24 protein-coding genes are annotated in these 22,900 nt (G+C 70.4%); 7 read left to right on the top strand and 17 right to left on the bottom strand.

The features are described from left to right. Window positions 1-52 precede the first annotated feature (52 nt). Complete coding sequence (locus ABZ646_RS03165; RefSeq protein WP_360512381.1) at window positions 53-2,470, bottom strand: transglycosylase domain-containing protein; 2,418 nt, start codon at window positions 2,468-2,470, stop codon at window positions 53-55. Window positions 2,471-2,726: 256 nt separating this feature from the next. Here ABZ646_RS03165 and ABZ646_RS03160 point away from each other — a divergent pair, with 256 nt between their 5' ends. After that, window positions 2,727-3,644, top strand: a complete 918-nt coding sequence (locus ABZ646_RS03160) for an SPFH domain-containing protein (RefSeq protein WP_360512379.1) — start codon at window positions 2,727-2,729, stop codon at window positions 3,642-3,644. After that, window positions 3,641-3,901, top strand: a complete 261-nt coding sequence (locus ABZ646_RS03155; RefSeq protein WP_360512377.1) for a hypothetical protein — start codon at window positions 3,641-3,643, stop codon at window positions 3,899-3,901. Before ABZ646_RS03160 ends, ABZ646_RS03155 begins: the two co-directional genes overlap by 4 nt. 10 nt (window positions 3,902-3,911) lie before the next feature. On the opposite strand, the gene ABZ646_RS03150 is transcribed toward ABZ646_RS03155, so the two are convergent. Beyond that, entirely contained in the window at window positions 3,912-4,853 is a 942-nt protein-coding gene (locus tag ABZ646_RS03150) for an NAD(P)-dependent oxidoreductase (protein WP_360512375.1), read from the bottom strand. A 199-nt stretch (window positions 4,854-5,052) separates the two neighbouring features. Between ABZ646_RS03150 and ABZ646_RS03145 the strand changes: the two genes are divergently transcribed. The 3 genes from ABZ646_RS03145 to ABZ646_RS03135 are packed head-to-tail and all read left to right on the top strand — an operon-like array spanning window position 5,053 to window position 8,593. Continuing rightward, entirely contained in the window at window positions 5,053-5,577 is a 525-nt protein-coding gene (locus ABZ646_RS03145; protein ID WP_360512373.1) for a PadR family transcriptional regulator, read from the top strand. Further along, window positions 5,574-6,263, top strand: coding sequence for an ABC transporter ATP-binding protein (locus ABZ646_RS03140; RefSeq protein ID WP_360512371.1), 690 nt, complete (start codon window positions 5,574-5,576; stop codon window positions 6,261-6,263). The genes ABZ646_RS03145 and ABZ646_RS03140 overlap by 4 nt, the downstream gene beginning before the upstream one ends. Continuing rightward, window positions 6,260-8,593 carry an FtsX-like permease family protein gene (locus ABZ646_RS03135; protein ID WP_360512369.1) on the top strand — a complete coding sequence of 778 codons (2,334 nt, stop codon included), beginning with the start codon at window positions 6,260-6,262 and terminating at the stop codon, window positions 8,591-8,593. Before ABZ646_RS03140 ends, ABZ646_RS03135 begins: the two co-directional genes overlap by 4 nt. Window positions 8,594-8,673: 80 nt before the next feature. On the opposite strand, the gene ABZ646_RS03130 is transcribed toward ABZ646_RS03135, so the two are convergent. From ABZ646_RS03130 to ABZ646_RS03110, 5 genes are all read right to left on the bottom strand, one after another. After that, entirely contained in the window at window positions 8,674-10,011 is a 1,338-nt protein-coding gene (locus ABZ646_RS03130; protein ID WP_360512367.1) for an AI-2E family transporter, read from the bottom strand. Window positions 10,012-10,128: 117 nt separating this feature from the next. Continuing rightward, a complete protein-coding gene (locus tag ABZ646_RS03125) occupies window positions 10,129-10,839 on the bottom strand; it encodes a transglycosylase SLT domain-containing protein (RefSeq protein ID WP_360512365.1) in 711 nt (236 codons plus the stop codon). Window positions 10,840-11,238: 399 nt separating this feature from the next. Beyond that, window positions 11,239-12,564: a PhoH family protein gene (locus ABZ646_RS03120; RefSeq protein WP_360512363.1), complete on the bottom strand. Its 1,326-nt coding sequence runs from the start codon at window positions 12,562-12,564 to the stop codon at window positions 11,239-11,241. 436 nt (window positions 12,565-13,000) lie between these two features. Further along, the gene (locus ABZ646_RS03115; protein WP_360512361.1) at window positions 13,001-13,774 is read right to left on the bottom strand and encodes an isoprenyl transferase; all 774 of its coding nucleotides are present in this window, start codon (window positions 13,772-13,774) and stop codon (window positions 13,001-13,003) included. An 834-nt stretch (window positions 13,775-14,608) separates the two neighbouring features. Beyond that, the gene (locus ABZ646_RS03110; protein WP_360512359.1) at window positions 14,609-15,406 is read right to left on the bottom strand and encodes a methyltransferase domain-containing protein; all 798 of its coding nucleotides are present in this window, start codon (window positions 15,404-15,406) and stop codon (window positions 14,609-14,611) included. Window positions 15,407-15,458: 52 nt separating this feature from the next. Between ABZ646_RS03110 and ABZ646_RS03105 the strand changes: the two genes are divergently transcribed. After that, complete coding sequence (locus tag ABZ646_RS03105; protein WP_360512357.1) at window positions 15,459-15,971, top strand: DinB family protein; 513 nt, start codon at window positions 15,459-15,461, stop codon at window positions 15,969-15,971. A 7-nt stretch (window positions 15,972-15,978) separates the two neighbouring features. On the opposite strand, the gene ABZ646_RS03100 is transcribed toward ABZ646_RS03105, so the two are convergent. From ABZ646_RS03100 to ABZ646_RS03075, 6 genes are read right to left on the bottom strand one after another with little or no spacing between them, the layout of a single operon-like run. After that, window positions 15,979-16,476, bottom strand: a complete 498-nt coding sequence (locus ABZ646_RS03100) for a GNAT family N-acetyltransferase (RefSeq protein ID WP_360512355.1) — start codon at window positions 16,474-16,476, stop codon at window positions 15,979-15,981. Between the two features lie 40 nt (window positions 16,477-16,516). Further along, complete coding sequence (locus ABZ646_RS03095; protein WP_360512353.1) at window positions 16,517-17,395, bottom strand: LLM class flavin-dependent oxidoreductase; 879 nt, start codon at window positions 17,393-17,395, stop codon at window positions 16,517-16,519. 42 nt (window positions 17,396-17,437) lie between these two features. Further along, window positions 17,438-18,094, bottom strand: a complete 657-nt coding sequence (locus ABZ646_RS03090; protein WP_360512351.1) for a hypothetical protein — start codon at window positions 18,092-18,094, stop codon at window positions 17,438-17,440. 1 nt (window position 18,095) lies between these two features. Beyond that, entirely contained in the window at window positions 18,096-18,701 is a 606-nt protein-coding gene (locus tag ABZ646_RS03085; RefSeq protein ID WP_360512349.1) for a hypothetical protein, read from the bottom strand. A gap of 14 nt (window positions 18,702-18,715) precedes the next feature. Next, window positions 18,716-19,996, bottom strand: coding sequence for a hypothetical protein (locus ABZ646_RS03080; protein WP_360512347.1), 1,281 nt, complete (start codon window positions 19,994-19,996; stop codon window positions 18,716-18,718). After that, on the bottom strand, window positions 19,993-20,304 hold the full coding sequence (locus ABZ646_RS03075) for a hypothetical protein (RefSeq protein WP_360512345.1): 312 nt from the start codon (window positions 20,302-20,304) through the stop codon (window positions 19,993-19,995). The genes ABZ646_RS03080 and ABZ646_RS03075 overlap by 4 nt, the downstream gene beginning before the upstream one ends. Before the next feature lie 137 nt (window positions 20,305-20,441). Here ABZ646_RS03075 and ABZ646_RS03070 point away from each other — a divergent pair, with 137 nt between their 5' ends. After that, the gene (locus ABZ646_RS03070) at window positions 20,442-20,804 is read left to right on the top strand and encodes a DUF192 domain-containing protein (RefSeq protein WP_360512343.1); all 363 of its coding nucleotides are present in this window, start codon (window positions 20,442-20,444) and stop codon (window positions 20,802-20,804) included. A 6-nt stretch (window positions 20,805-20,810) separates the two neighbouring features. Here the strand turns inward: ABZ646_RS03070 and ABZ646_RS03065 are convergent, their stop codons facing one another. The 4 genes from ABZ646_RS03065 to ABZ646_RS03050 are packed head-to-tail and all read right to left on the bottom strand — an operon-like array spanning window position 20,811 to window position 22,834. Further along, entirely contained in the window at window positions 20,811-21,440 is a 630-nt protein-coding gene (locus ABZ646_RS03065; protein WP_360512341.1) for an OmpA family protein, read from the bottom strand. Between the two features lie 7 nt (window positions 21,441-21,447). Continuing rightward, on the bottom strand, window positions 21,448-22,032 hold the full coding sequence (locus tag ABZ646_RS03060) for a hypothetical protein (RefSeq protein WP_360512339.1): 585 nt from the start codon (window positions 22,030-22,032) through the stop codon (window positions 21,448-21,450). 35 nt (window positions 22,033-22,067) lie between these two features. After that, window positions 22,068-22,652, bottom strand: a complete 585-nt coding sequence (locus ABZ646_RS03055; protein ID WP_360512337.1) for a pilus assembly protein TadG-related protein — start codon at window positions 22,650-22,652, stop codon at window positions 22,068-22,070. After that, a complete protein-coding gene (locus ABZ646_RS03050) occupies window positions 22,649-22,834 on the bottom strand; it encodes a hypothetical protein (protein ID WP_360512335.1) in 186 nt (61 codons plus the stop codon). Before ABZ646_RS03050 ends, ABZ646_RS03055 begins: the two co-directional genes overlap by 4 nt. Window positions 22,835-22,900: the final 66 nt, after the last annotated feature.

Genomic DNA, 22,900 nt, shown 5'->3' with positions numbered 1-22,900 from the left:
GGGTGGCCAGCACCGAGTGCAGCAGCTCCTGGGGGTTGCCCCTACGGCTTTGCTACTGGCCGGCGTTGCCGGGGTCCAGCGGGTTGTTCGTGTCGCCGCCGCCCGTCGGGGTCTCCACCGGGAGCGACGGCTCGTTCGTCGTGGGGGGCGGGGAGGTCGTCGGGGTCTGGGACGGGGTCCGCGACGGGGTCTGGGACGGGGTCGCCGACTTCGACGGGGTCTCGCTGGGCGTCTGGGAAGGCGTCTGCGAGGGGGTCGCCGACTTCGACGGGGTCACGGTGGGCTGGACCGCCGCGCCCAGGTCGGTCTGCAGGTCGAACTTCTGCTTCTTGGTGACGCCGAAGGTGTACGTCGCCCAGATCTGCGCCGGGTAACCGCCACCGTTGATGCGGCCGGTGCCGGGGATCAGGCCGGTGGCGCCGGTCAGCGGGACCTGGTTGTGGGTCTTGGCGTCCTCGCCGAACAGGCCGACCGAGGTGACGAGGTCGGGCGTGTAGCCGGTGAACCAGGCCGACTTGTTGTTGTCGGAGGTACCTGTCTTGCCCGCCACCTGCTGGCCGTTGCGCAGCGGGTTCTGGGCCACCGACACCTTCGCCGTACCGTCGTCGACCACGCCGGTCAGCACCGAGGTCACCTGGTCGGCCGCGGTGCGGCTGATGACCTGTTCGCCGATCGGGTTCGGTATGTCGACCTTGCGGCCGGTCTTCTCCGCCGACGCGATGACCGTCGGGGTGACCTTCTTGCCGTGGTTGTCGAAGGTGGCGTACACCCCGGCCATCTCCAGCGGGCTCGCGCCCATGCTGCCGAGGGTCATGGCGGGCACCGCCTGCAGACCCGTGGTGTCCAGGCCCAGCTGGTCGGCGGTCTGCATGACGTTCTTCATGCCGACGTCCACACCCATCTGCGCGAACACCGAGTTGACGGACTTGTTCATCGCCGTCTGCACGGTGATGTCGCCGTAGTCGGCCTTGTCCTCGTTCGGCGGCGAGAACGCGATGTCGCTGCCCTTGACCGGACGGCCGCTGGTGCCGTCGTAGATCGTGTTCGCGTTGATGTCCTTGCCGTCCTGCGTCTTCGCCTGTTCTTCCAGGGCGGCGGCGAGGATGATCGGCTTGAAGGTGGACGCGGGCTGGTAGTCGGCGCGGGTGGCGTTGTCGGTGTAGTGGTCGTAGTAGCTCGTGCCGCCGTACAGGGCGAGGACCTTGCCCGTCTTGGGGTCGACGGAGACGGCGCCGGCCTGGACGTTCTTGTCGACCTTGCGCTTCTTGCCGTCGAGCTTGCTGGTGAGCTGGCTCTTGACGGCCGCCTCCAGCCTGGCCTGCTTCTTCGGGTCGATGTTCAGGGTGAAGGTCCAGCCCTGGTCGACCACGAGGGCCTCCGCCTCGGACCGGGTGATGCCCTGTTGCTTCATCAGCTGGTTCTCCAGCTGGGTGTTGGCCAGTTCGACCAGGTAGCCCTTCTGGCCCTCGAGGCCCGAGGCGGCCTTCGGCGCCTTGGGGATCGGGAACCTCATGGCGTCCCGCTTGGACTTGTCCAGCCAGCCCTGGCCGACCATGTTGTTCAGGACGTAGTTCCAGCGCTCCTGCACCAGCTTCCTGCCGACGGGCCCCGCCACCGCCCAGTCGTACTGGCTCGGCGCCTGGAGCAGCGCGGCCAGGTAGGCGCCCTGCTGGACGTTCAGGTCCTGGGCGTCGACGTGGTAGTAGGCCTGGGCGGCGGCCTGGATGCCGTAGGCGCCCCGGCCGTAGTAGCTGGTGTTGATGTAACCGGCGAGGATGTAGTCCTTCGACTTCTCCCGGTCCACCTTGAGCGTGATGACCAGTTCCTTCAGCTTGCGCGTGACGGTCTGGTTCTGGTCGAGGTAGTAGTTCTTGACGTACTGCTGGGTGATCGTCGAACCGCCCTGGGTGCCGCGGCCCATCGCGGTGTTGTAGAGGCCGCGGGCCATGCCCCGCAGGTTGATCCCGTTGTCGTTGTAGAAGGTCTTGTTCTCGGCCGCGACGAAGGTGTGCTGGACGTCCTTCGGGACCTTGGAGAGGTCCACGATCTCGCGGTTGACGGTGCCCTTGCGGGCGAGGACCGTGCCGTCGCTGTACTTGTAGACGTTGCTCTGGGTCTGCGCGAGGGCGTTGCCCTCGGGAATGCCCACCATCACGTACAGCGCGATGAAGGCGCCGATGCCCAGCAGACAGACGCCCAGGAACGTGCCGAGCATCTTCTTCCAGGTGAACAGCCGGCGTATCCGGCCCTTGGCGGGCTTGCCGTCCTTGCCCGGCTTGCCGGGCCTGGTCCTGGCGGCGGCCTTGCGGCGCTCCGCGCGGGTGGCGCCCTCGGCCGCGGACGGGGCCTCGACGGTGGTGGTGCCGCCCGCCGCGGGTGTCTCGGACTCGGGCGGCGGGGAGGGGCGGTTCCGGGGCGCGGCGCGGCGGCCACCCCGCTGCCGCGCTTTTCTCTCTTCCGCTCGTCCCATGAGTCCGTCTGCTCCGCTTCGTCTCGGCTGTCACACGTGTGTGCGGCTGTCACACAAGCACTTGGCTCAGGTCAGTCCAGAAAGCTAACACCGCTCTCTATGACAAAGGACGCACGATCACGCCTTTCGCGGACGTGACAATCAGCACCCTGCCCAACGGAACCGACGACCAGGGGAGACGCAGGGTTGCTCCGCGCGATAAAGTGATATCACTTAGCTAGAACCGAGCTAGGCATCGTCACTCGAGGGGGAACCCATGTCCGACCACGACTCGCCACTGACCGCCGACGTACCCGAGATGCCGGCCCCGCGCGTGCGGGAGTTCACGGCGCACAGCATCGGCGGCGGGCTCGCGCTGCTGCTGGGCCTGGTGGGGCTGGCGGCCGCCGTGGCGCTCTTCGCCGCCGCCTCCGTCGCCCCCGCCTTCGCGGTCGGCGGCGTCCTCGTCTTCCTCGCCGCCGTCATCGCGATGCGCGGACTGAACACGGTGGCGCCGGGCGAGGCGCGGGTCGTCCAGCTGTTCGGGCGATACCGGGGCACGATCCGGCAGGACGGGCTGCGCTGGGTGAACCCCTTCACCTCGCGCACGAGGATCTCCACCCGGGTGCGCAACCACGAGACCGCGGTCCTCAAGGTCAACGACGCCTACGGCAACCCGATCGAGCTCGCCGCGGTCGTGGTGTGGAAGGTGCAGGACACCGCGCAGGCCGTCTTCGAGGTCGACGACTACACGGAGTTCGTCGCCACGCAGACCGAGACCGCGGTACGGCACATCGCCATCGAGTACCCGTACGACGCCCACGACGAGGGCGGGCTCTCGCTGCGCGGCAACGCCGAGGAGATCACCGAGAAGCTGGCCGTCGAACTCCAGGCGCGGGTGGAGGCGGCCGGGGTGCGGATCGTGGAGTCACGCTTCACGCATCTCGCGTACGCTCCGGAGATCGCCTCCGCGATGCTCCAGCGGCAGCAGGCCGGCGCGGTGGTGGCCGCGCGGCGGCAGATAGTCGACGGCGCGGTGGGCATGGTGGAGGCGGCGCTCGCGCGGATCGCCGAGCAGGACATCGTGGAACTGGACGAGGAGCGCAAGGCGGCGATGGTGTCCAACCTGATGGTGGTGCTGTGCGGGGACCGGGCGCCGCAGCCGGTGCTCAACACCGGGACGCTCTACCAGTGACGGACTCGCCCTCTCCCGAGGAGCCGCCGCGGCGCCGGCCGCAGCAGCGCAAGCAGGTGCTGCTGCGGCTGGACCCGTCGGTGTACGACGCGCTGGCGCGCTGGGCCGGTGACGAGTTGCGCTCGGCCAACGCCCAGATCGAGTTCCTGCTGCGCCGCGCCCTCGCGGAAGCGGGCCGTCTCCCCGGCGAGGTGGGCCCCCTGCCGCGCCGGGGCCGGCCACCAGGGGGTTCCGGCCCGAGACCCCCGTCGGCCTGAACCACCGCGCTCACGCCAGCTCCTCCTTGAAGCCCTGGCGCCAGGACGGGTGGCGGGGCTGCCAGCCCAGTGCACGTTTCGCCTTGGCGTTGGAGAAGCCGCGGCCCTCGGTCATGATGACCACCGCCTGCTCCCCGGCCAGCCATCGCGCCAGCCACACCGGCACCCGCAGCGGCGGCCTGGCCCCCGCGCACTCGGCGAGGTGGGGCAGCCACTCGGCGGCCGGCGCCGGTTCGTCGTCGACGACGTTGAAGACACCCCGCGCCTGCTGCTCCACGGCCAGCACGGTCGCGCTCGCCGCGTCGTCCAGGTGGATCCAGGAGCTGTAGCCGGTGGCCCGCCCGACCAGCGGGTACTGGCGCTTGCGGACCAGCTCCACCTGGTCGTCGATGGCGCCGGGGCCGTAGAAGGCGCCGTAGCGCAGCACCGCGCCGCCGGCTCCGAGGACCGTCTCCTCCAGGTGGCGCAGCGCCAGCATCCCCTGGTGCGCGGCCGTCCCCGCCATCAGGTCCAGCGGGTCCTCCTCCGTCTTCACCCAGCCGCCCTCGCGGATCCCGTTCCAGCTGGCGTGGCCCTGGGCGACGACATGGCGCACCCCGGTCGCCTCGGCGGCGGCCAGCAGATGGTCCGTACCCTCCGTGCGCAGCCGGTTGGTGAGGGCGAACCAGCGGTCGGGGCGGCGGATGTCGGGCTTGCCCGCGTGCGCCAGGGAGATCGCCGTCAGCTGGTGGACGATCACGTCGGGCCGGGCCTCGGCCACCGCCGCCCCGACCGACAGCGCGTCGAGCCCGTCCATCACGACGCCCTCGGCGCCCATTCCCCCGAGCAGCTCCAGTCGGTCCGCGCTGGTCGTCGTGGCCGTCACCCGATGCCCCCGCGCCACCAGCTGCGGCACCAGCCGCCGTCCCAGAACCCCGCTGCCACCCGCCACGAACACCCGCACGGCGATCACCTTCCAGGTACGAGAAACCGTCTTGGCGTCAAGGACGAGACAGCCCCGGCCCGCTGTGACATCGCGATGTCGCAGAACCGTGACATTCGGCCCCCACCTGCGCGGAAACCCAGGGCGGTCCCTGCGGGAGGACAGCGGGCGACCAGCTGCCCACGATGCGTATACACACCGCGTATACACCGTGTGTAGAGTGCTCCGCATGTCCATCGGTCACACCCTCCTGGGACTCCTGGAGTCCGGCCCGCGCCATGGTTACGACCTCAAGCGGGCCTTCGACGAGAAGTTCGGTCACGACCGGCCGCTCCACTACGGCCAGGTCTATTCGACGATGTCCCGGCTGCTGAAGAACGGCCTGGTCGAGGTCGACGGCATCGAGGCGGGCGGCGGCCCGGAGCGGAAGCGGTACGCCATCACGGACGCCGGGATCACCGACGTGGAGCGGTGGCTGGCGACGCCCGAGAAGCCGGAGGAGTACCTCCAGTCGACGCTGTACACCAAGGTCGTGCTCGCGCTGCTGACGCACCGCGAGGCCGCCGACATCCTGGACGGCCAGCGGGCCGAGCACCTGCGCAGCATGCGGATCCTGACCGACCGCAAGCGCCGGGGCGATCTCGCCGACCAGCTCATCTGCGACCACGCCCTGTTCCATCTGGAGGCGGATCTGCGGTGGCTGGAACTGACGGCCGCACGACTCGACAAGCTCCGGGCGGAGGTGGCCCGGTGAGTGCTCCCGCTGGTTCGCTGCTCGCGGCCGAGGGGCTGCGGAAGGCCTACGGCCCGACCGTCGCACTCGACGGGGCCGAGTTCTCGATACACGCCGGCGAGGTGGTCGCCGTGATGGGTCCGTCCGGGTCCGGCAAGTCGACCCTGCTGCACTGCCTCGCCGGGATCGTGCCGCCGGACGCGGGTTCGATCATGTACGCCGGGCGGGAGATGGCGACCATGAACGACGCCGAGCGCAGTGCGCTCAGGCGCAGCGAGTTCGGGTTCGTCTTCCAGTTCGGGCAGCTGGTGCCGGAGCTGACCTGCGTGGAGAACGTGGCGCTGCCGCTGCGGCTGAACGGCACGTCCCGCAAGGAGGCCGAGAAGGCGGCTCTCGGGTGGATGGCACGGCTGGAGGTCGACGACCTCGCGAAGAAGCGGCCCGGCGAGGTCTCCGGCGGCCAGGGGCAGCGGGTCGCGGTGGCACGGGCGCTGGTGACCGGGCCACGGGTGGTGTTCGCGGACGAGCCGACCGGCGCGCTGGACTCGCTCAACGGCGAGCGTGTGATGGAGCTGCTGACGGACGCCGCCCGGTCCACCAACGCGGCCGTCGTGCTGGTCACGCACGAGGCCCGGGTGGCCGCCTACTCCGACCGCGAGATCGTCGTACGGGACGGCAAGTCCCGGGACATGGAGCGGACCGTATGAGCGGGCGCTGGGCCGGGGATCTGGCCATGGGGGCGCGGTTCGCCCTCACCGGCGGGCGCGAGGGCTGGATCCGGGCCCTGCTGACCGCGGTCGGCGTGGGACTCGGCGTGGCACTGCTGCTGCTCACGGCTGCGGTGCCGAACCTCCTGGACGCCCGGCACGCGAAGGAGGCCGTGCGCAAGGACTACTCGCTGACCCCGGCGAGGATCCCGGCGGCCGACGACACGATCGTCGTCGCCCATGTGAACACCTCGTGGTACGGCGCGGACATCCGGGCCCGGCTGGTCGACCCCGACGGACCGCACGCGCCGGTGCCGGTGGGCATCGACCGCGTCCCGGCGGCCGGCGAGATGTACGTCTCCCCCGCTCTGGAGAAGCTGCTGAAGGCGCCCGGCAACGGGCTGCTGCGCCAGCGGCTGCCCGCGAAGGTGGTCGGGACGATCGGCGAGCGGGGGCTGATCGGCCCGACCGAACTCGCCTACTACATGGGTGCGCAGGGGCTGGAGCGGCAGATCGGCCACAGTCCGGAGGTCGGCCGCATCAAGCGCTTCGGGGACGTCTCCGGTGAGTCGTCGGAGGGGCTGGACCCGATTCTGCTGCTGCTCGTGCTGCTCGTCTTCGTGGTGCTGCTGGCCCCGGTCGGCATCTTCATCGGCACCGCCGTACAGCTCGGCGGCGAGCGGCGCGACCGGCGGCTCGCGGCGCTGCGCCTGGTGGGCTGCGACGGCCGGATGGTCCGCCGGATCGCCGCCGGGGAGGCACTGGCGGGCGCGGTGCTCGGCCTGGTGCTCGGCACCGGGTTCTTCCTGCTGGGCAGCCAGGCGGCGGCCACCATCGAGCTGTTCGACGTCAGCGTCTACCCGGACTACCTCACCCCGACGCCGGCCCTGGCCGCCCTGGTGGCCGTCGCGGTGCCCGCCGCCGCGGTCCTGGTCACCCTGTTCGCGATGCGCCGGGTCGTCATCGAACCGCTCGGCGTGGTCCGCACGGCGCGGCCCGCGCGGCGCCGGCTGTGGTGGCGGCTGCTGCTGCCGGTCGGCGGCCTCGCGATGCTCTACCCGATGATCGGAAAGGGCGCCGACGGCGGGGACTTCAACCAGTACCTCGTGACCGGTGGCGTCCTGGCGCTGCTGGTCGGCGTCACCGCGCTGCTGCCCTGGGTGGTGGAACGCGCCGTCGGCCGCCTCGGGGACGGCGCCGTCTCCTGGCAACTCGCGGTACGCAGGCTCCAGTTGAGCAGCGGTACGGCCGCCCGGATGGTCAACGGCGTCGCGGTGGCGGTGGCCGGCGCGATCGCCCTGCAGATGCTGTTCTCCGGTGTGCAGGCCGACTACACCAAGAACACTGGGAAGGACCCGAACCGCGCCCAGATGGAGGTGGACCTGCCGGACGGCGTCCAGGTGGCCGCCGCGGGGGCCAGGCTCAAGGCGGCCAAGGGGGTGAAGGCGGCGGTGACGCTGTCCCGGACGGAGTACAGCGACAAGCGCCTCGACCCGGACACCAGCATGCAGGTGATCGTCGGTGACTGCGCGGCCCTGCGCGAGGTGGCGGTCCTGCCCTCCTGCCGCGAGGGGGACGCCTTCCTGTCCGCCTCCTGGGCCGACGACCCGACGGCGCGCAAGCTGCTGGCCCCGGGCCGTACGGTGTGGGTCGGCCCGTCCTACAGCGGCAGCCCCGGCGCCGAGGCGCGGTGGACCGTACCGGCGAAGCTGCCGAAGGTGCCCACCCGCAAGGACGCGCTGAGCACCGACCTCAGCGGGGTCCTGGTCACCCCGTCCGCACTGCCCGCGAAGGCGCTGACGGCCCTGCGCGGAAATGTGTACCTGCGGCTGGACACGGCGGAGCCGGACGCGGAGGAGCAGGTGCGCACCGTCGCCATGGGCATCGACCCGCTCGCCGACGCCTGGACCTGGGCGGCGACCACCCGCGACCCGAAGTACGACACCATCCGCACCGGCCTGTTCGTGGGCGCTGCCGCCGTCCTCGCCCTCATCGGGGCGAGCCTGCTGGTCTCCCAGCTGGAGCAGTTGCGCGAGCGCAGGAAGCTGCTGTCGGCGCTGATCGCGTTCGGCACCCGGCGGCGCACCCTCACCCTGTCCGTGCTCTGGCAGTCGGCGATCCCCATCACGCTGGGCCTGCTGCTCGCGACGGCGGTCGGGCTGACGCTCGGCGGGGTGCTGATGAAGATGACGGCGGTGCCGTTGCGGGTGGACTGGGTGAGCGTGCTGTCGATGACCGGTTTCGGCGCGGGAGTCGTCGTCGCGGTGACCCTGCTCAGTCTGCCGCCGCTGCTGCGGCTGATGCGCCCCGACGGCCTGCGGACCGAATAGGCGGTGGGTACCGCCGTGGAAGCCGAAGGGGTCCGCGCCGCGTTCGCGTAGGCGCGGTTCCCCGCGGACCCCGTCCACCGTCAGAGGGCGGGGTCTTCGGCCTCCCTGGGGAGCACGTCCTCGGGCTCCGCTTCGGCCTCGGCGTCCTCGTCCTCGTCCTCCAGGTACCGTTCGTGCGCGTGCTGGTGGAGATAACCGACCACCGTGTTCGTCACCGCCACCAGCGGTACGGCCACCACCGCGCCGCCGATGCCCGCGACCATGCCGCCGGCCGCGACCGTGAGGACCACCGCGAGCGGGTGCACCCGGACCGCCCGGCCGAGGATGAACGGCTGCAGGACGTGGCCCTCGATCTGCTGCACGGCGAGGACGACGACCAGGGTCATGACCGCCGTGAACACGCCCTGGGTGACGAGGGCCACGACCACGGCCAGGGCACCCGAGGCGACCGCGCCGACCAGCGGGATGAACGAGAACAGGAAGATGAAGACGGCGAGCGGGACGGCCATGGGGACGTCCAGGAAGTAGATGCCCAGGCCGATGAATATGGCGTCGATGAGGGCGACCAGCACCGTGCCCCGCACGTAGGCGGTCAGGGTGCGCCAGGCCCGCGGTCCGGCACCGGCCACACCCTCGCGGGCGGCGGAGGGGACCAGCTTCAGGAACCACTGCCAGATGCGCGCACCGTCGTAGAGCAGGAAGAGTGTCGAGAAGAAGACCAGCAGCAGGCCGGTCAGCGCCTCGACCACGACCTGGACGCCCTCAAGGCCGAAGGACGTTATCTGGTCGGTGTTGGCGCCGATCGCCTCGCGGAGGTTCTTGGCGATCTGGTTGATCTGCTTGTCGGTGACGTGGAAGGGGCTCTTCAGCAGCCAGTTGCGCAGATCGTCGATGCCGCTCTGGATCTGGTTGGAGAGCGTGTCGATGTTCTCCATGACCTGCCAGGTCACGAACCAGGCCATCAGGCCGATCACCACGAACCCGGAGATCGCGGTGAGCGCGGTGGCCGGGCCGCGCGGCACGCCGCGCCGGCACAGCCAGGCGACCGTGGGCTGGAGCAGCGCGGTGATCAGCAGCGCGATGACGAAGGCGAAGACCACGAGTTGCACGGCGCTGATGACCCGCATCAGGACCCAGACCGTGCCGGCGAGCACCAGCAGCCGCCAGCCGGCCTCGGCGGCGACCCGCACTCCCCAGGGGACGGCCGTGACGGGGTCGGGGCGCAGGGTGGGCTTCCGGGGCCGCCGCGGCCGCTCGGCCTTCTGGGCCGGCACGGGGGCGGGTGCCGGCGCGGACGGCGTGTGCGGTTCCGGTTCGCCGTGCTCCCGCTCCACCTCGGCCCGCCGCTCGTCCAACCGCTCGCCCATCTCGGTCAGTCCGGCACCGAGCCGGCCCAGCCACTGAGGCACTCGCGACATGTTCCGCCCTCTGCTCCGCACCACTCCCCCTGGAGTCGTCCGCTCCGACCGTACAGGGCGACAGCCCCTCCCCCAAGGACGGGGAGGGGCTGTCGGAGGTTGAGAGACCGAACGGCTCTAGTACCAGTGGTTCGCCTGCCAGAAGGACCAGGCGTCGCACGGGCTGCCGTAGCGGGAGTTCATGTAGTTGAGGCCCCACTTGATCTGCGTGGCCGGGTTGGTCTGCCAGTCGGCGCCCACGGAGGACATCTTGGAGCCGGGCAGCGCCTGGAAGAGACCGTAGGCACCGGAGGAGGCGTTGACCGCCTGGTAGTTCCAGCTGGACTCGTGGTCCACGATGTTGCTGAAGCACTGGAACTGACCGCTCGCCACCATGCTCTGCGCCATCGCCTGGATCTGCGCCACGGTGTACGAGCTCTGGACCGGGAAGCTGGCCACGGACGCGGAGCGGCTGGCCGCCTTCTTCGCCTCGGCGCGCGCCTTGGCGTCCTCGGCCGCCTTCTCCGCCGCCGCCTTCTTGGCGGTCGCGGTCTTGGCCGCCGCCACCCGGGCCGCCTGCTCGGCGTCCTTCTTGGCGCTCGCGTCGGCCTGGATGGCCATGGCGTCGGCCTGCTGCGTCAGGGAGGCGGTCTGCACCTGGGCCTGCTGACCAGCGGGCAGGTCGGCGAGGAGCGTGGTGTCGGCTGCTGTCGCCTCTGCGTCGTTGTTCGGCTGCGCCACGCTGCCCGAGGCAACACCGACGACGCTTCCGACAGCGGTGACCGCCGTGGCCGAAGCCACTGCGAATCCCCGGACCGAGATCCGGCTCACACGGTTTCCTTCCAGCATCGCCCGCTTCGGTGACCCTGGCGGACGCAATCGTGCCCCTGGCGCTGGCCTCCTCACTACTGGGTCACGGGAGACACGGGCCCGGTGGGCAGCTCCCGCGAGGGAGCGCCGCATGGTGCTCGGGCGGCATACGACGTCGCTATGGAATTAGCTGCGCTGCATCTGTTGTTCCGTACCGCTGGGGGTACAGGTGTGTCGTATGCGGGGCCTGACAGGAACGAGACTCTGCCGTAACCGGACGCCGGGTGGCAATTCCGAGTTGCGTGTGAAAGCTCACATCCCGTTTCCTCCACGGGATTTCAGGAAACCGGCACACGCGAAGGCGCCGCCCGGCTAGGCTCGGGGCCTTTGCCGGACGGCGCCAACTGATGACTGATCAGCCCAAGTTGGACACAGGGATCAGATGTGTCCGTCCTCCAGCATTTCGGTCACAAGTGCGGCGATCTGGGACCTCTCGGACCGGGTGAGAGTGACGTGCGCGAAGAGCGGATGGCCCTTCAGCTTCTCGACCACGGCGACCACACCGTCGTAACGACCCACGCGCAGGTTGTCCCGCTGCGCCACATCATGGGTCAGAACCACCCGTGAATTCGCGCCGATCCGGGACAGAACGGTCAGCAGGACGTTCCGTTCCAGCGACTGGGCCTCGTCCACGATCACGAACGCGTCGTGCAGCGAGCGGCCGCGGATGTGGGTGAGCGGCAGCACCTCCAGCATCCCGCGGGCGGTGACCTCCTCGATGACCTCGCGGCTGGTGACCGCGGAGAGGGTGTCGAAGACCGCCTGCGCCCAGGGGCTCATCTTCTCCGCCTCACTGCCCGGCAGATAGCCCAGTTCCTGCCCGCCGACCGCGTACAGCGGCCGGAAGACCATCACCTTCTGGTGCTGGCGGCGCTCCAGGACCGCCTCCAGGCCCGCGCACAGCGCCAGCGCGCTCTTGCCGGTGCCGGCCCGGCCGCCCATCGACACGATGCCGACGTCCGGGTCGAGCAGCAGGTCGAGTGCGATGCGCTGCTCCGCGCTGCGGCCCTTGATGCCGAACGCCTCACGGTCGCCGCGCACCACCCGGATGTTGCCCTCGGCCGTGACCCGGCCGAGCGCCTTGCCCCGCTCGGACTGGATGGTCAGACCGGTGTGCACGGGAAGGTCGGCGGCCTCCGGCGCGTACACGTGGCCTTCCTCGAAGAGGATGTCCACCTGTTCGCCGGACAGGGTCAGTTCGGACATCCCGGTCCAGCCGGAGGAGTCAGTGATGGCGAGTTCGGCACGGTACTCCTCGGCGAGGAGACCGACCGAGGACGCCTTGATCCTGAGCGGCAGGTCCTTCGATACGACGGTGACGTCGTACCCCTCGGCCTGCAGGTTGCGGGCGACCGCCAGAATGCGGGAGTCGTTGTCCCCCAGGCGGTAGCCGCTCGGCAGCACGCTGGGGTCCGAGTGGTTGAGCTCGACACGGATGGTGCCGCCCAGGTCGCCGATCGGGATGGGGGCATCGAGGCGGCCGTGCCGGACCCGGTAGTCGTCCAGCAGGCGCAGCGCCTGCCGGGCGAAGTAACCGAGCTCGGGATGGTGCCGCTTGGCCTCCAGCTCCGTGACCACCACGATCGGGAGCACTACCTCGTGCTCCTCGAAGCGGGTCATGGCGTTCGGGTCGGCCAGCAGGACGCTGGTGTCGAGAACATAGGTGCGCCGGTCGGACTTGCGGCGCGCTGTGCTGGTCACCACGGAAGGACGTACCCCCTCGGATGAGGTCGGGGAGCGACGAGGATGGGGACCGGGCTGGGCCGGGCGGGAGAAGTCCCGACCGGTCGACGGCCGCCCTGCACGGGCCGAAAACCGGCCCCCCGCTGCTTCTTCCGTGCCGTGACCGCACGGTCGGGCTGGTGCAAAGGGCCTCCCGGGCGGACGGCCCCGAGCCGCCCGCTGAGATCCGATGCCCGTGGTTCGGGCATCGACCTGTTTGGCTTATGCCCTCGAACATGCGCCGCCATGCCACTGTCTGCAACGACGAGAAGGTGAACTCCGTGTTACCCGTGCCCCGAAAAGGGTGATTCACGCCTCATGGGCGGGGTGGGGCCGTCTGCCGTGACGACGGGGTTGTCCGGCGCGGCCGGGGTGCGGCGGGTCCTGTGTCGCGTTGACGCCCGCCGTCACGAAGACGTCACCCGCCGTAACGGCGGTGGCGGGCCGCGTAGTCGCGCAGGGCCCGCAGGAAGTCGACCTTGCGGAACGCGGGCCAGAAGACGTCGCAGAAGTAGTACTCCGAGTGGGCGGTCTGCCAGAGCATGAATCCGGACAGCCGCTGCTCGCCGCTGGTGCGGATCACCAGGTCCGGGTCGGGCTGGTCGCCCGTGTAGAGGTGACGGCCGATCATGTCGACGTCGACGGAGTCGGCGAGGGCCTCCATCGAGACGCCCTTCTCGTGGGCGTCGAGGATCATCGAGCGGACCGCGTCGGCGATCTCCTGCCGGCCGCCGTAGCCGATGGCGACGTTCACCAGTATTCCGTCGACGTGCGCGGTGGCCTCCTCGGCCTCCTTCAGCGCGTGCTGCATCTGCGAGGGCAGCAGGTCGGGGGTGCCGACGTGGTGGACACGCCAGCGGCCGTCGGCGGCGAGGGTACGGACGACGTTCTCGATGATGCCGAGGAGGGGGACCAGCTCCTCCGGCGGACGGTTGAAGTTGTCCGTCGACAGCAGCCACAGGGTGACGACCTCGACATCCGTCTCGGTGCACCAGCCGAGGAACTCCTCGATCTTCTCGGCGCCGGCCCGGTGACCGTCGACGGGGGTGGAGCCGGCGGCCTTCGCCCAGCGTCGGCTGCCGTCCACGATGACACCGATGTGCTTCGGCACCTGAGCGTGGTCCAGGTGGCCTTCCACCCGGCGTGCGTAGAGCCTGACGAGCAGGCCGCGCAGCTTGTCGCGCAGGTTCACTTGAAGTCCGCCCCTCGTGATTCGGCTGCGGGAGTGTGCGGGAATCCGCGGGCCGAAGCCTACCCCGCTGGGAGTTGAGGGGGGTTCCACGGGGAGGAGGCCCGCCGGACGGGGAGTTGTGACGCCCGAACGGCCGCACCCGGGCTCCCGGAACCGGAGCGGCATTCGGGGGCAGAAAAAACGGGCCGGTCCGTGGGGGGGAGACGGACCGGCCCGAGGGGGGGTTTCCACCATAACCCTTTGTAAGTGATGCTGCGCGCATCGGCGCGCCATCACTACTCTCCGCAGTCATTCGACGACGCCATGAGGGGGTGGAAATGCTGGATTCGGGGGCCTCGCATGGCCGATTCACGGCGGAATCCCAGGGAAAGTGGCCCCCAACGAGGAGATCAAGAGGGTTTGAGCCGTCTTGAGGGCCCCTCGGCGTGTTGTCCGCCCGTCCCCCCGACGGGCGACCCGCGCCGCGAACGGCGGCTTGACGGGAGCGGCTGACGCATCGCGGCACCGCGCAGCCCCCTCCACTGCGCGGTACCGCCGCGCAGCTTTGCTCACGCGAATTGCCTTGGTCTGAACTTACGTGAATCTCCGGGTCGACATGAAGCCACGACGGTAACGATGTGGGAACGTCGTGAAAATATGACGTGAACCAAGAGACGCAGTGTTCGCTTATGCGTAGTTCCATAGCGATCCGCACCAGTTGGCCCTGTTGGTGCGGACCGTCCTGGCATGCGCCGCAATGATCGTTGTGGTCCGGTGCGGGCAGGGCGGACGTCCGCGGGGCCGGACGGCGGTTCTTGGCCATTCTTCGGCGCCTGGCTTTCCAAGGCCGGTGCATCAGGGCCGCCGGGCCGCCTTGCGGGCGTCGAAGAGGTGCCTGCTGCTGTGCGCGACAAAGGGCCCGTCCGTCTCGATCCGCTGGTGCAGGGACCGGAGTCGGGGCTCGTACGCCTCGACGGTGAAGCCCGGGACCAGCCACACGACCTTGCGCAGGAAATGCACGACGGCGGCGATGTCGTGGAACTCCATCCGCAGCCGTTCCGCACGCAGGTCCACCACCTCGAGACCGGCCGCCTCCGCCTCGGACCGCTCACTGTCCGGGTGGCGGCCGCGGCGGGCGGCCTCCGGCTGCGGGCCGAGGAAGTACTCGATCAGCTCATAGACGCTGGCGGGCCCCACGTGCTGGGCGAAATAGGTGCCGCCCGGCTGCAACACCCGCGCGATCTCGGTCCAGTTCGCCCGCACCGGGTGCCGGCTGAGCACCAGGTCGAAGGTCTCGTCGGCGAACGGGAGCGGGGCGTCGGGGGCGGCGGCGACGACCACCACGCCGCGCGGGCCCAGCCGTGCGCCCGCCTTCCTGAGGTTCGACGGCCAGCCCTCGGTCGCGGCGAGCAGCCGCGGCCGGTGCGGGGCCGCCGTACCGAGGGCGAGGTCGAACACCTCACCGCCGCCGGTGTCGATGTCGAGGGCGGCGGTCGCCCCGGCGAGCCGGGCACCGGCCGCCCGGGCGTACCCCCAGGAGGGCCGCGCCTCGGTGGCCCGGCCCTCGAACCAGGAGAAGTCCCAGCCCTCGGTCGGCACGGCGACGCCCTCGGCGACGAGATCCTCGAAGGTGCGGTGCTGCCGCTCTGTCATGCGCCGCATGGTTTCAGGTGACTGTCGGTGCCCGCTGATATTTTCGCCCGCCATGGAGACCAAGGGGATGTACACCGCTGACGAGAAGGAAATCCTGCACACGAGCCTCGACCGGCACCGGGACGCGGTGCTGTGGAAGCTGCGGGACCTCGACGACGAACAGCTCCGGCGGCCGATGACACCGTCGGGCACGAACCTGCTGGGACTGGTCAAGCACCTGGCCTCGGTGGAGTACGGCTGGTTCGTGGAGAGCTTCGGCGGCGAGGTCGAGCCGCTCTGGTTCGACCCCTACAGCGACGAGGACCTGTCGGTCGGCCCGGACGAGCCGACCCGGCGGATCGTGGACTTCTACGGCCGTGCGCGCGCCGCGGCCGACGGGGTGATCGCCGGCCGGCCGCTGGACGCGCTCGGCCGGCCGGGCTGGCGGGACCACGAGGTGTCGCTGCGCTGGGTCCTGGTGCACATGATCGAGGAGACGGCCCGGCACGCCGGGCACATGGACATCCTGCGGGAGCTGATCGACGGGGCGACCGGCGACCACCCGCGGACCACGGAGACGGGGTGATCGGGTATCAGGAGGCCTGGCCGGTGGGAGCGCCGGCCGGGTGCCGGTCGTGCAGCACGAGGAGCACGAACCCCTCGTCCACCGGGTGCTCGGGGTCGTCGTACCGCACGAAGCCGTTCTTCTCCAGCAGCCGGACGGAGGCGGTGTTCGCGGCGAACGGGTCGGCGTGCAGGGGGCGGACGGTCTCCTCCTGGAGGAAGAGGGCGAGGGCTCGGCTGCCGACGCCCCGGCCCCAGTGGGCGCGCCCCAGCCAGTAGCCGGTGAACCGCCGCTTCCCCTCCCACCACGAGACGATGTTCCCCGCGACCTGGCCGTCCACCTCGACGGTCCGCACCAGGCAGTCCGGATCCGCGAGCACCCTGTCCCTCCAGTGCCGCAGGAAGGCCTCCCGCGGCCGAGGGGTGAACCTCGACCGCCGGACGGCCTCCGGGTCGTGCTCGTAGGCGAGGAAGAGTTCGAGGTCGTCGTCCCGTACGGGGCGCAGACGTACGTCATCGGTCGTCATGCCGGCGAGTGTGGCACCCGCCACTGACAACTCCCCGGGCTCACGGCACGAGCGGCCGGACCTCCTGTGCGGTGAACCGTACGAAGCCCTCGGGGTCGGGTTCGTCTCCGGTCGGCTGGAGGATCACGGTGTCGGCGCCGGCGTCCGCGAGCCGCTGCACGGCCTTGGCGACGGCGTCCGCGTCGCCGGCGACACCGAGGCCGGGGACGGAGTCCAGCCCCTCCGCGACGAGTTCGGCCCGCAGCCGGGCGGTGGCGTCGGGGCCGGTGGCGGTGAGCAGGTAGACGACGACCGGGTGCTGTTCGCCGGGATCGCGTCCCGCGGCGGCCCGCCCCTCCTCGATGAGCCGCCGCGCCCGGCGGACCCCGTCGGGGGAGGTGGCGGAGGTGAGCACGGTCCCGTCGGCGGCCTCGCCCGACAGCCGCAGCGTGCGGGGCCCTTCGGCGCCGGCGAGGACGCCGACGGGGGCCGGCGGGGGCCAGTCCAGCGCGACGTCGTCGAGCCGGACGTACCTCCCGCTCACGCTCACCCGCTCCCCGCGCAACAGGGCGCGCAGGGCGTCGAGATGCTCCCGCAGCAGGGTCAGCGGGGACTCGGCGCGGGCGCCGACCTGGCCCATCCAGTCCTGCACGCCGTGACCGACGCCGAGTACGGCGCGGCCGGGGAACATCCGGTGCAGCGCGGCCGCCTCCATCGCGGTGACGGCCACGTTCCGCAACGGCACGGGCAGCAGCCCTACGCCGACCCGCACCCGCTCACTCCAGGCGAGCGCGGCGGCGGCCGCCGAGATCCCACCCTCCCGGAAGCAGTCCTCCCACAGCCACAACTCCTCGAGCCCCACATCCTCAGCAACCCGAACCACCTCACGAAGCCGCTCGGGGGGAAGCTGGGGGCGGAACACTGCGCCTAGTGCGGTCATGGGGGTGGTCCTACCCGGAGGGGGGCGGCGTGCAACGCCATGTCACGAGGTGGTGGAGTTCGGATCCGGTGGACATACTCCTGCGCGGCGGGCGCGCTCCACGGCGGCTGGGCTCGCCCCGCGGACATGGGCGACGCCCCGATCGTTCGTCGGGCGCTGTCGGATCACGTGGAACCGCCGGGGACCGGGAGCGGCGACAACAGCTGCGAAGCGCGGGTCGCCGGCGAACCACACCTCCCTGACCTGCGCGGTCTTCTCAGTGGTGTAACCGCGTCCGAGACGCCGCCGCCACCACATGGACCGCACGTGCGCTTGGAGAATCATCGGCAGTGTCTCGGCCGGCTGCTCGGGATCGGGGAAACGCAGCCAGACGTCCCCGGCGGTGGCTCCGGGGATGTCACCGATTCCGCTCTCGGGCTCCTTGAACACCTGCCACGGGTAGGCGCGCAGCAACCGCCGGGTGTGGAAGGCCCCGGAGATGTAGGCGGGCTGGAGGAACGCCCGGTAGAACGTGTATAGCAGGGGAACGAAGAAGAGCCACAGCGTCCAGCTGATCGACATGACCACGTACCAGGCCAGCAGGCCCAGCCACACGGCGGGCCATAGAGCCTGGCCGAGAAACGCACAGGTGACCAGCTTCGCCCAGGCGCGGCGGGTCGCGGGGTCGTCCCAGGCCGTCAAGTGGTGAGTGGGTGGCATGTCAGTCCTTGTCGGGTACGTCGGACACATCGCGAAGTGGGTCTTCGAAGCTGACCGTGGCGGCGATGTCCCTGAGCAGATCGCGGTAGTGCCGGGCGTGCTCGACAGCCGTCGTGGCCAACGAGAGGATCGCGATGCGCCGGCCGTCGAGGCACGGTACGTGTGCCGTGACCTGGAGCAGGCCACCTGGGGCATCGAGACCCAGTTCCGAGGGCACCGCCACTCTTGTCTGTACGAGCGAGGCGGGACCGCACGCCAGGTCCAGGGTTTCGAGGTGCTCCGCCTCTTCGGGGGCGGTGGCCGCGCGGGCCGCGAGGACACTGCGCGGAGCCCACTCGGTGGGACGCCAGGCAAGCGTGAAGAGCGACAGCAGTGGTCCACCGTCCGTCTGGTCGTCCGCGTGGAGACCCAGGCAGCAGTGCACCGCCCCGACCCCCAGGAGCAGTCGGGCCAACCGGAGTACCGGGCCCAGACCGGTCAGCGGTCCTGCCGTCCGTACCGGCTCGTGTGCCGCCGCCGTCAGCTCCTGGAGTGGAATCGGCACGAATCCCGGGGGCATCGCGAACCAGACATCGGCGTCCGGGCTTCGGGCCGAGACATCGATCACGTAGCCACCACCGCTCATGAAGCTTCACCCGCACCACGCAGCAGGAAGTGGAGCGCACCCGCGGTCGCCGGGACGTCGACTGCGAGAGTTCTGGGCCCGTCGAGGAAACTGGTGAGCGTTTTGGCCGTGTCGTTGTCCAAGGCGTCGACAAAGCTGCTCGCGACACCGTAGACGGCGGTACCGGCCCCCAGGATGGTCGCCGGTTTGTCCACCCTCTCGACGATCGGTGCGAGCCGTCCACCGAACACACGAGGATGGGAAAGAACGCTGACAGCACCCTCGGCCGCCTCAGCCTCTGTCCGGATGGAAACGCCCACGGTCTTGATCGAGGTCCCCGTTCTGATCCCGGCCCTGACGATTCTCTGTTCGAGAGTCAGCACCTCGTCGGTTCCACCGGCCGCTCCCGCGGTGGCCGACAGCAGCTCGGGAGCCTTCATGGTTCCCTTGGCCACCGCCCCCAATCCCGGCAGTATCCCCAGGAAGTCTCCTGCGGTTCCGAGCAGGTTGCCCCAGAAGTCGATGTCCAGTTCGCCCTTCGTGAAGCCGTCCTCCAGGGACGCCAGGACTTCGGGGTCGCCGACGCGCAGGGTGAAGGCCGTTGCGCTCAGCAGGCCCGCCGCCAGGAACAGCATCCAGGGGGCGATGGCCGTCAGACCCAGCAGCGCGATCACCCCCAGCACCGCGGCGCACGCGCTCAGGATGTCCGGCAGGTTGTCGCCCACCCAGTCCGTGAACCTGTCCCACGCGCCGGGCTCGCGCGGCGCCGACCTGTACGCGGCGTCGCCGATGTACCGGGCCCGCTTGCGCGCGGTCTCCTCGTGCTCGCCCGCGAGGGAACGCGCGCGCCGCAGTACGTCGTCCAGGTCGCCCTGCGCCGCCGTGACCGTACGGGCGGCGGCCCCCTCAGCGTGGTGCCGGGCCCGCCGCAGCGCCTCGCGCGCGTCCTTCGCCTCACCGTCGAGTTTTCTCGCCCGCCGCTGGAACTCGTCCAGTTCGGCCGCCCACAGATCCAGCTGCCCGGCGGCCTCGCCGACGGAGCGGGCGCCGTTCTCCAGGGTGAGCGGCAGCGGACCGCCCTCCAACCGCTCCCGGAAGGCGACCGCGGCGTCTCCCTCCCAGTAGCTCCCGTCCATCAGCTTCGTGACCTTGGAGTGCGCCCGCTCCATCTCCCTGGCGCAGTCGGACAGCTTGCGGTGCATGTCCCGCACCAGGTCCGGGTCGCCGGGCGCCGGGTCGAAGCCGAGATGCGGACAGCGGTCCGCGACCGTGACCCGCCCCGGCGCTCGCCCCGTCACCCGGCCCCGCCCTTCCGGCGCGTCTTCGCCAACGCCCGTTCCAGGGCCACGTCCACCTCGTGGAAGTCGTCCTTCGCCTTCCGCGTGATGTCGGCGAGCTCCCCGATCTGCTCGGCGATCTCCTCGGCCCCGTGACGCCAGTCCTCCTGGAACCGGTCGCAGGCCTTGTCCAGGTCGTCCGTGCCGAGGCCCTCGACCCCCTGATCGTGCAGCGCCTTCCGCACGGCCGTGAACGACTCCCGCGCCTTCCTCAGGTCCTTGAAGAACCTGTCCAGCTCGGTGCCGTCGACCTTCAGCCGATCCGCCATGTGCGCCCCTCCGCAGGCGGGGCCGGAGCTCTCATGATCCGTTCAACGACGCCGCGGAGCTTCGGTGACATGCCGGCCCCCGGGGGACGCGTCAGGCCGTACGATCGCCTGCGTCACCACCGTGGAAGGGGTCGGGCGTGGGGCGCTGGCGGGACGGACGGGGGCTGCTGCTCATACACGGGGACGGCGAACCCGTCGGGGTACCGCTGGAGATCGCGGCCTCGTACCGCGCGCGTACGAAGGGGCTGCTGGGGCGCGACTCGATCGACGGCGCGATGCTGCTCTCACCGGCCGGCAGCGTGCACACCTTCCGTATGCGGATGCCGATCGACGTCGCCTACCTGGACCGCCGCCTGACCGTCATCGCCGTTCGCACGATGCCACCGGGCCGCCTCGGACTTCCCCGCCTCCGCTCCCGGCACGTGCTGGAGGCGGAGGCCGGAACCATGGCGGGGTGGGGCGTGGTGGTGGGTGCCCGGGTCGGCGTCGAGGTGCCGTGACCCCGGTCAGCCGTCCGTCCTCGGGAACGTGACCTCCACCCGGCGGTTCTTCTTGCGGCCCTCCTCCGTGGAGTTGTCGGCGATCGGGTACTGCTCGCCGTAGCCGCGGACGTCGAAGGTGATGTTCGGGTCGTTCAGGTCCTGGTCCAGGACGCCTTCTACGGCGTTGGCGCGCTGGCGGGAGAGGATGTCGCCGTGGGCGGAGGAACCCAGGTTGTCCGTGAAGCCGAAGACGCGGACCTGGGTCGCGTTCTGCTTCCTGACCTCGTCCGCGATCGCCGAGATCCGCGACTTCGCGGCGTCGCTCAGCTTGGCGCTGTCCTTGCTGAACAGCACCTCGGCCTGGAGGGCGAAGGTGACGTCCGCGTTGGTGTCCTCCCTGCGCTCGTCGCCGCTCTGGTCCTCCACGACCGACTTGATGTCCAGGACCTTGGGCGCGGCGAGGGTGGCGCCCTCGGGGAGCTTGAGGTCGGGGTCGGTCGGGTCGATCTTCACGGGGGCGGAGGCGGAGGGCTCGGTGCCCGGGGGGACGCTCGGGCTGCCGCCGTCGGCGCGGGCGGCCGTCGCGCCGTAGAGGTTCGTGACGAGGAGGAGCGTGGCGGCGCCCAGGGTCAGGGGCAGGCGTGGTGTGGTCACTTCGCCCTCACCCGGAGATCTTGATCGTGCCGCTGGAGAAGGTGGGGAGCTGGAGGGTCACGTCGGTGGTGTCGGCGGGGGGTGCGGGGAACTGCATGAAGACGGGGATGGTCTGGCCGGCGTCCACGTTCGTGATGCCGGTGCTGGTGAGCGGTCGGCCCTCCGTGTCACGGAGGACGTAGTAGCGCTTCTTGCCCTTGGAGTCCACCAAGGTGGCCCCGCCGAGGGAGAAGCCGTGCTTGGTGATCTCTGTTTCGTCGCCGCTCACCTGCGCCGGGATCACGACGGAGTTGGCCCCGTCGTTCTTGATGTCGCCGTTCACCGTGACGAAGCCGCCCGAGTCCCGCTGAGCCGAGGTGACCTGGAGGAGCAGTCCGTCCGTTCCCTTGAGTTCCGCCAACGGAGCTTCGGACTGGCCTTCTTGCGCGCTCGTGTTCGATCCACTGCTCTTGGACGCGGAGGCGGACGCCTTCGGGCTCTTGGCGTCACCCCCGCCACCGCCGCCACAACCGGCGGCGCCCACGGCGAGACCGGCCGCAACGGCCAGGGCGACCATCCCCCTGCGAGCCTTCGCAGTGAACCGAACACTCATCGCTCAGCCTCCTCCTTCACTCGTCGATTCGCTTGTCAGTCGGCCAGGTGGACGTCGAAGAGGTCCTCGGGGCCCGGGAGATGCGTGAGATCGGTCGGGTCCAGGGTCCAGTTCCGGTCCCTGCAGGTGAGTTCGGGCAGCACGCCCGCCGCACCGGACAGCGTGAACGTGCAGAGCGGCTCGATCACGGCGGTGGCTGCTGCCGTCGACTTCATGTTCTCGGTACCGGGGACGACGGAGTCGCCGACGGTCTTGTTCGTCTCGGCATCGACCTTGTAACTCAGCGGAGGCTCGGGCGTGCACTGGGCCGTCGCATCGTTCTGTGCCGCCAGTTCGGCGGCCCGCCAGCAGGAGTCGGCGACGTCCACGTGCCCGTCGAAGATGTCCTGCCACTTGGTCGGGTCGAGTACGTCCTTCACCCACTGGTCCGCAAGCTCGTCACGGGTGTTCACGGCCGCGGCGAGCGCCGCGGCGTCGGCGGCCGTCTGGGCACCGTTCCGGTTCACCGCGGCCTGGCCGACCGCGAGGTAGGCGAACGCGAGAAAGAGCAGGCCCCCCACAACGGTGATGTAGACGGGGAAGGCCTGCCCTGAGTCTCCGTAACGGCACAGACGTGTCACGTGATCTTGTTGATTTGCGCGGTGATCTTGGTGAGGATCGTCTGACCGATGCTGGTTCCCGTAACCGCCAGCACGATCGCCACCACCACCGCAATGATCCCCAGGTACTCGACCGCGGTCTGACCCCGGTCGTTTGTGCGCCGCTGCATCGCGACAAGCATCCTCAGCATCAGGTCGCTCATGGTGCTCCCCTCCGGGTTCGGTACCGATCGTGGCACCGTACGGCGGAACATACCCTTCGGCGGAGG

It is taken from the genome of Streptomyces sp. NPDC007162 (assembly GCF_040634175.1).
Lineage (GTDB): Bacteria > Actinomycetota > Actinomycetes > Streptomycetales > Streptomycetaceae > Streptomyces.
Note: the sequence above shows the minus strand (reverse complement) of the source record. Positions and strands in the feature narration are given on the sequence as shown.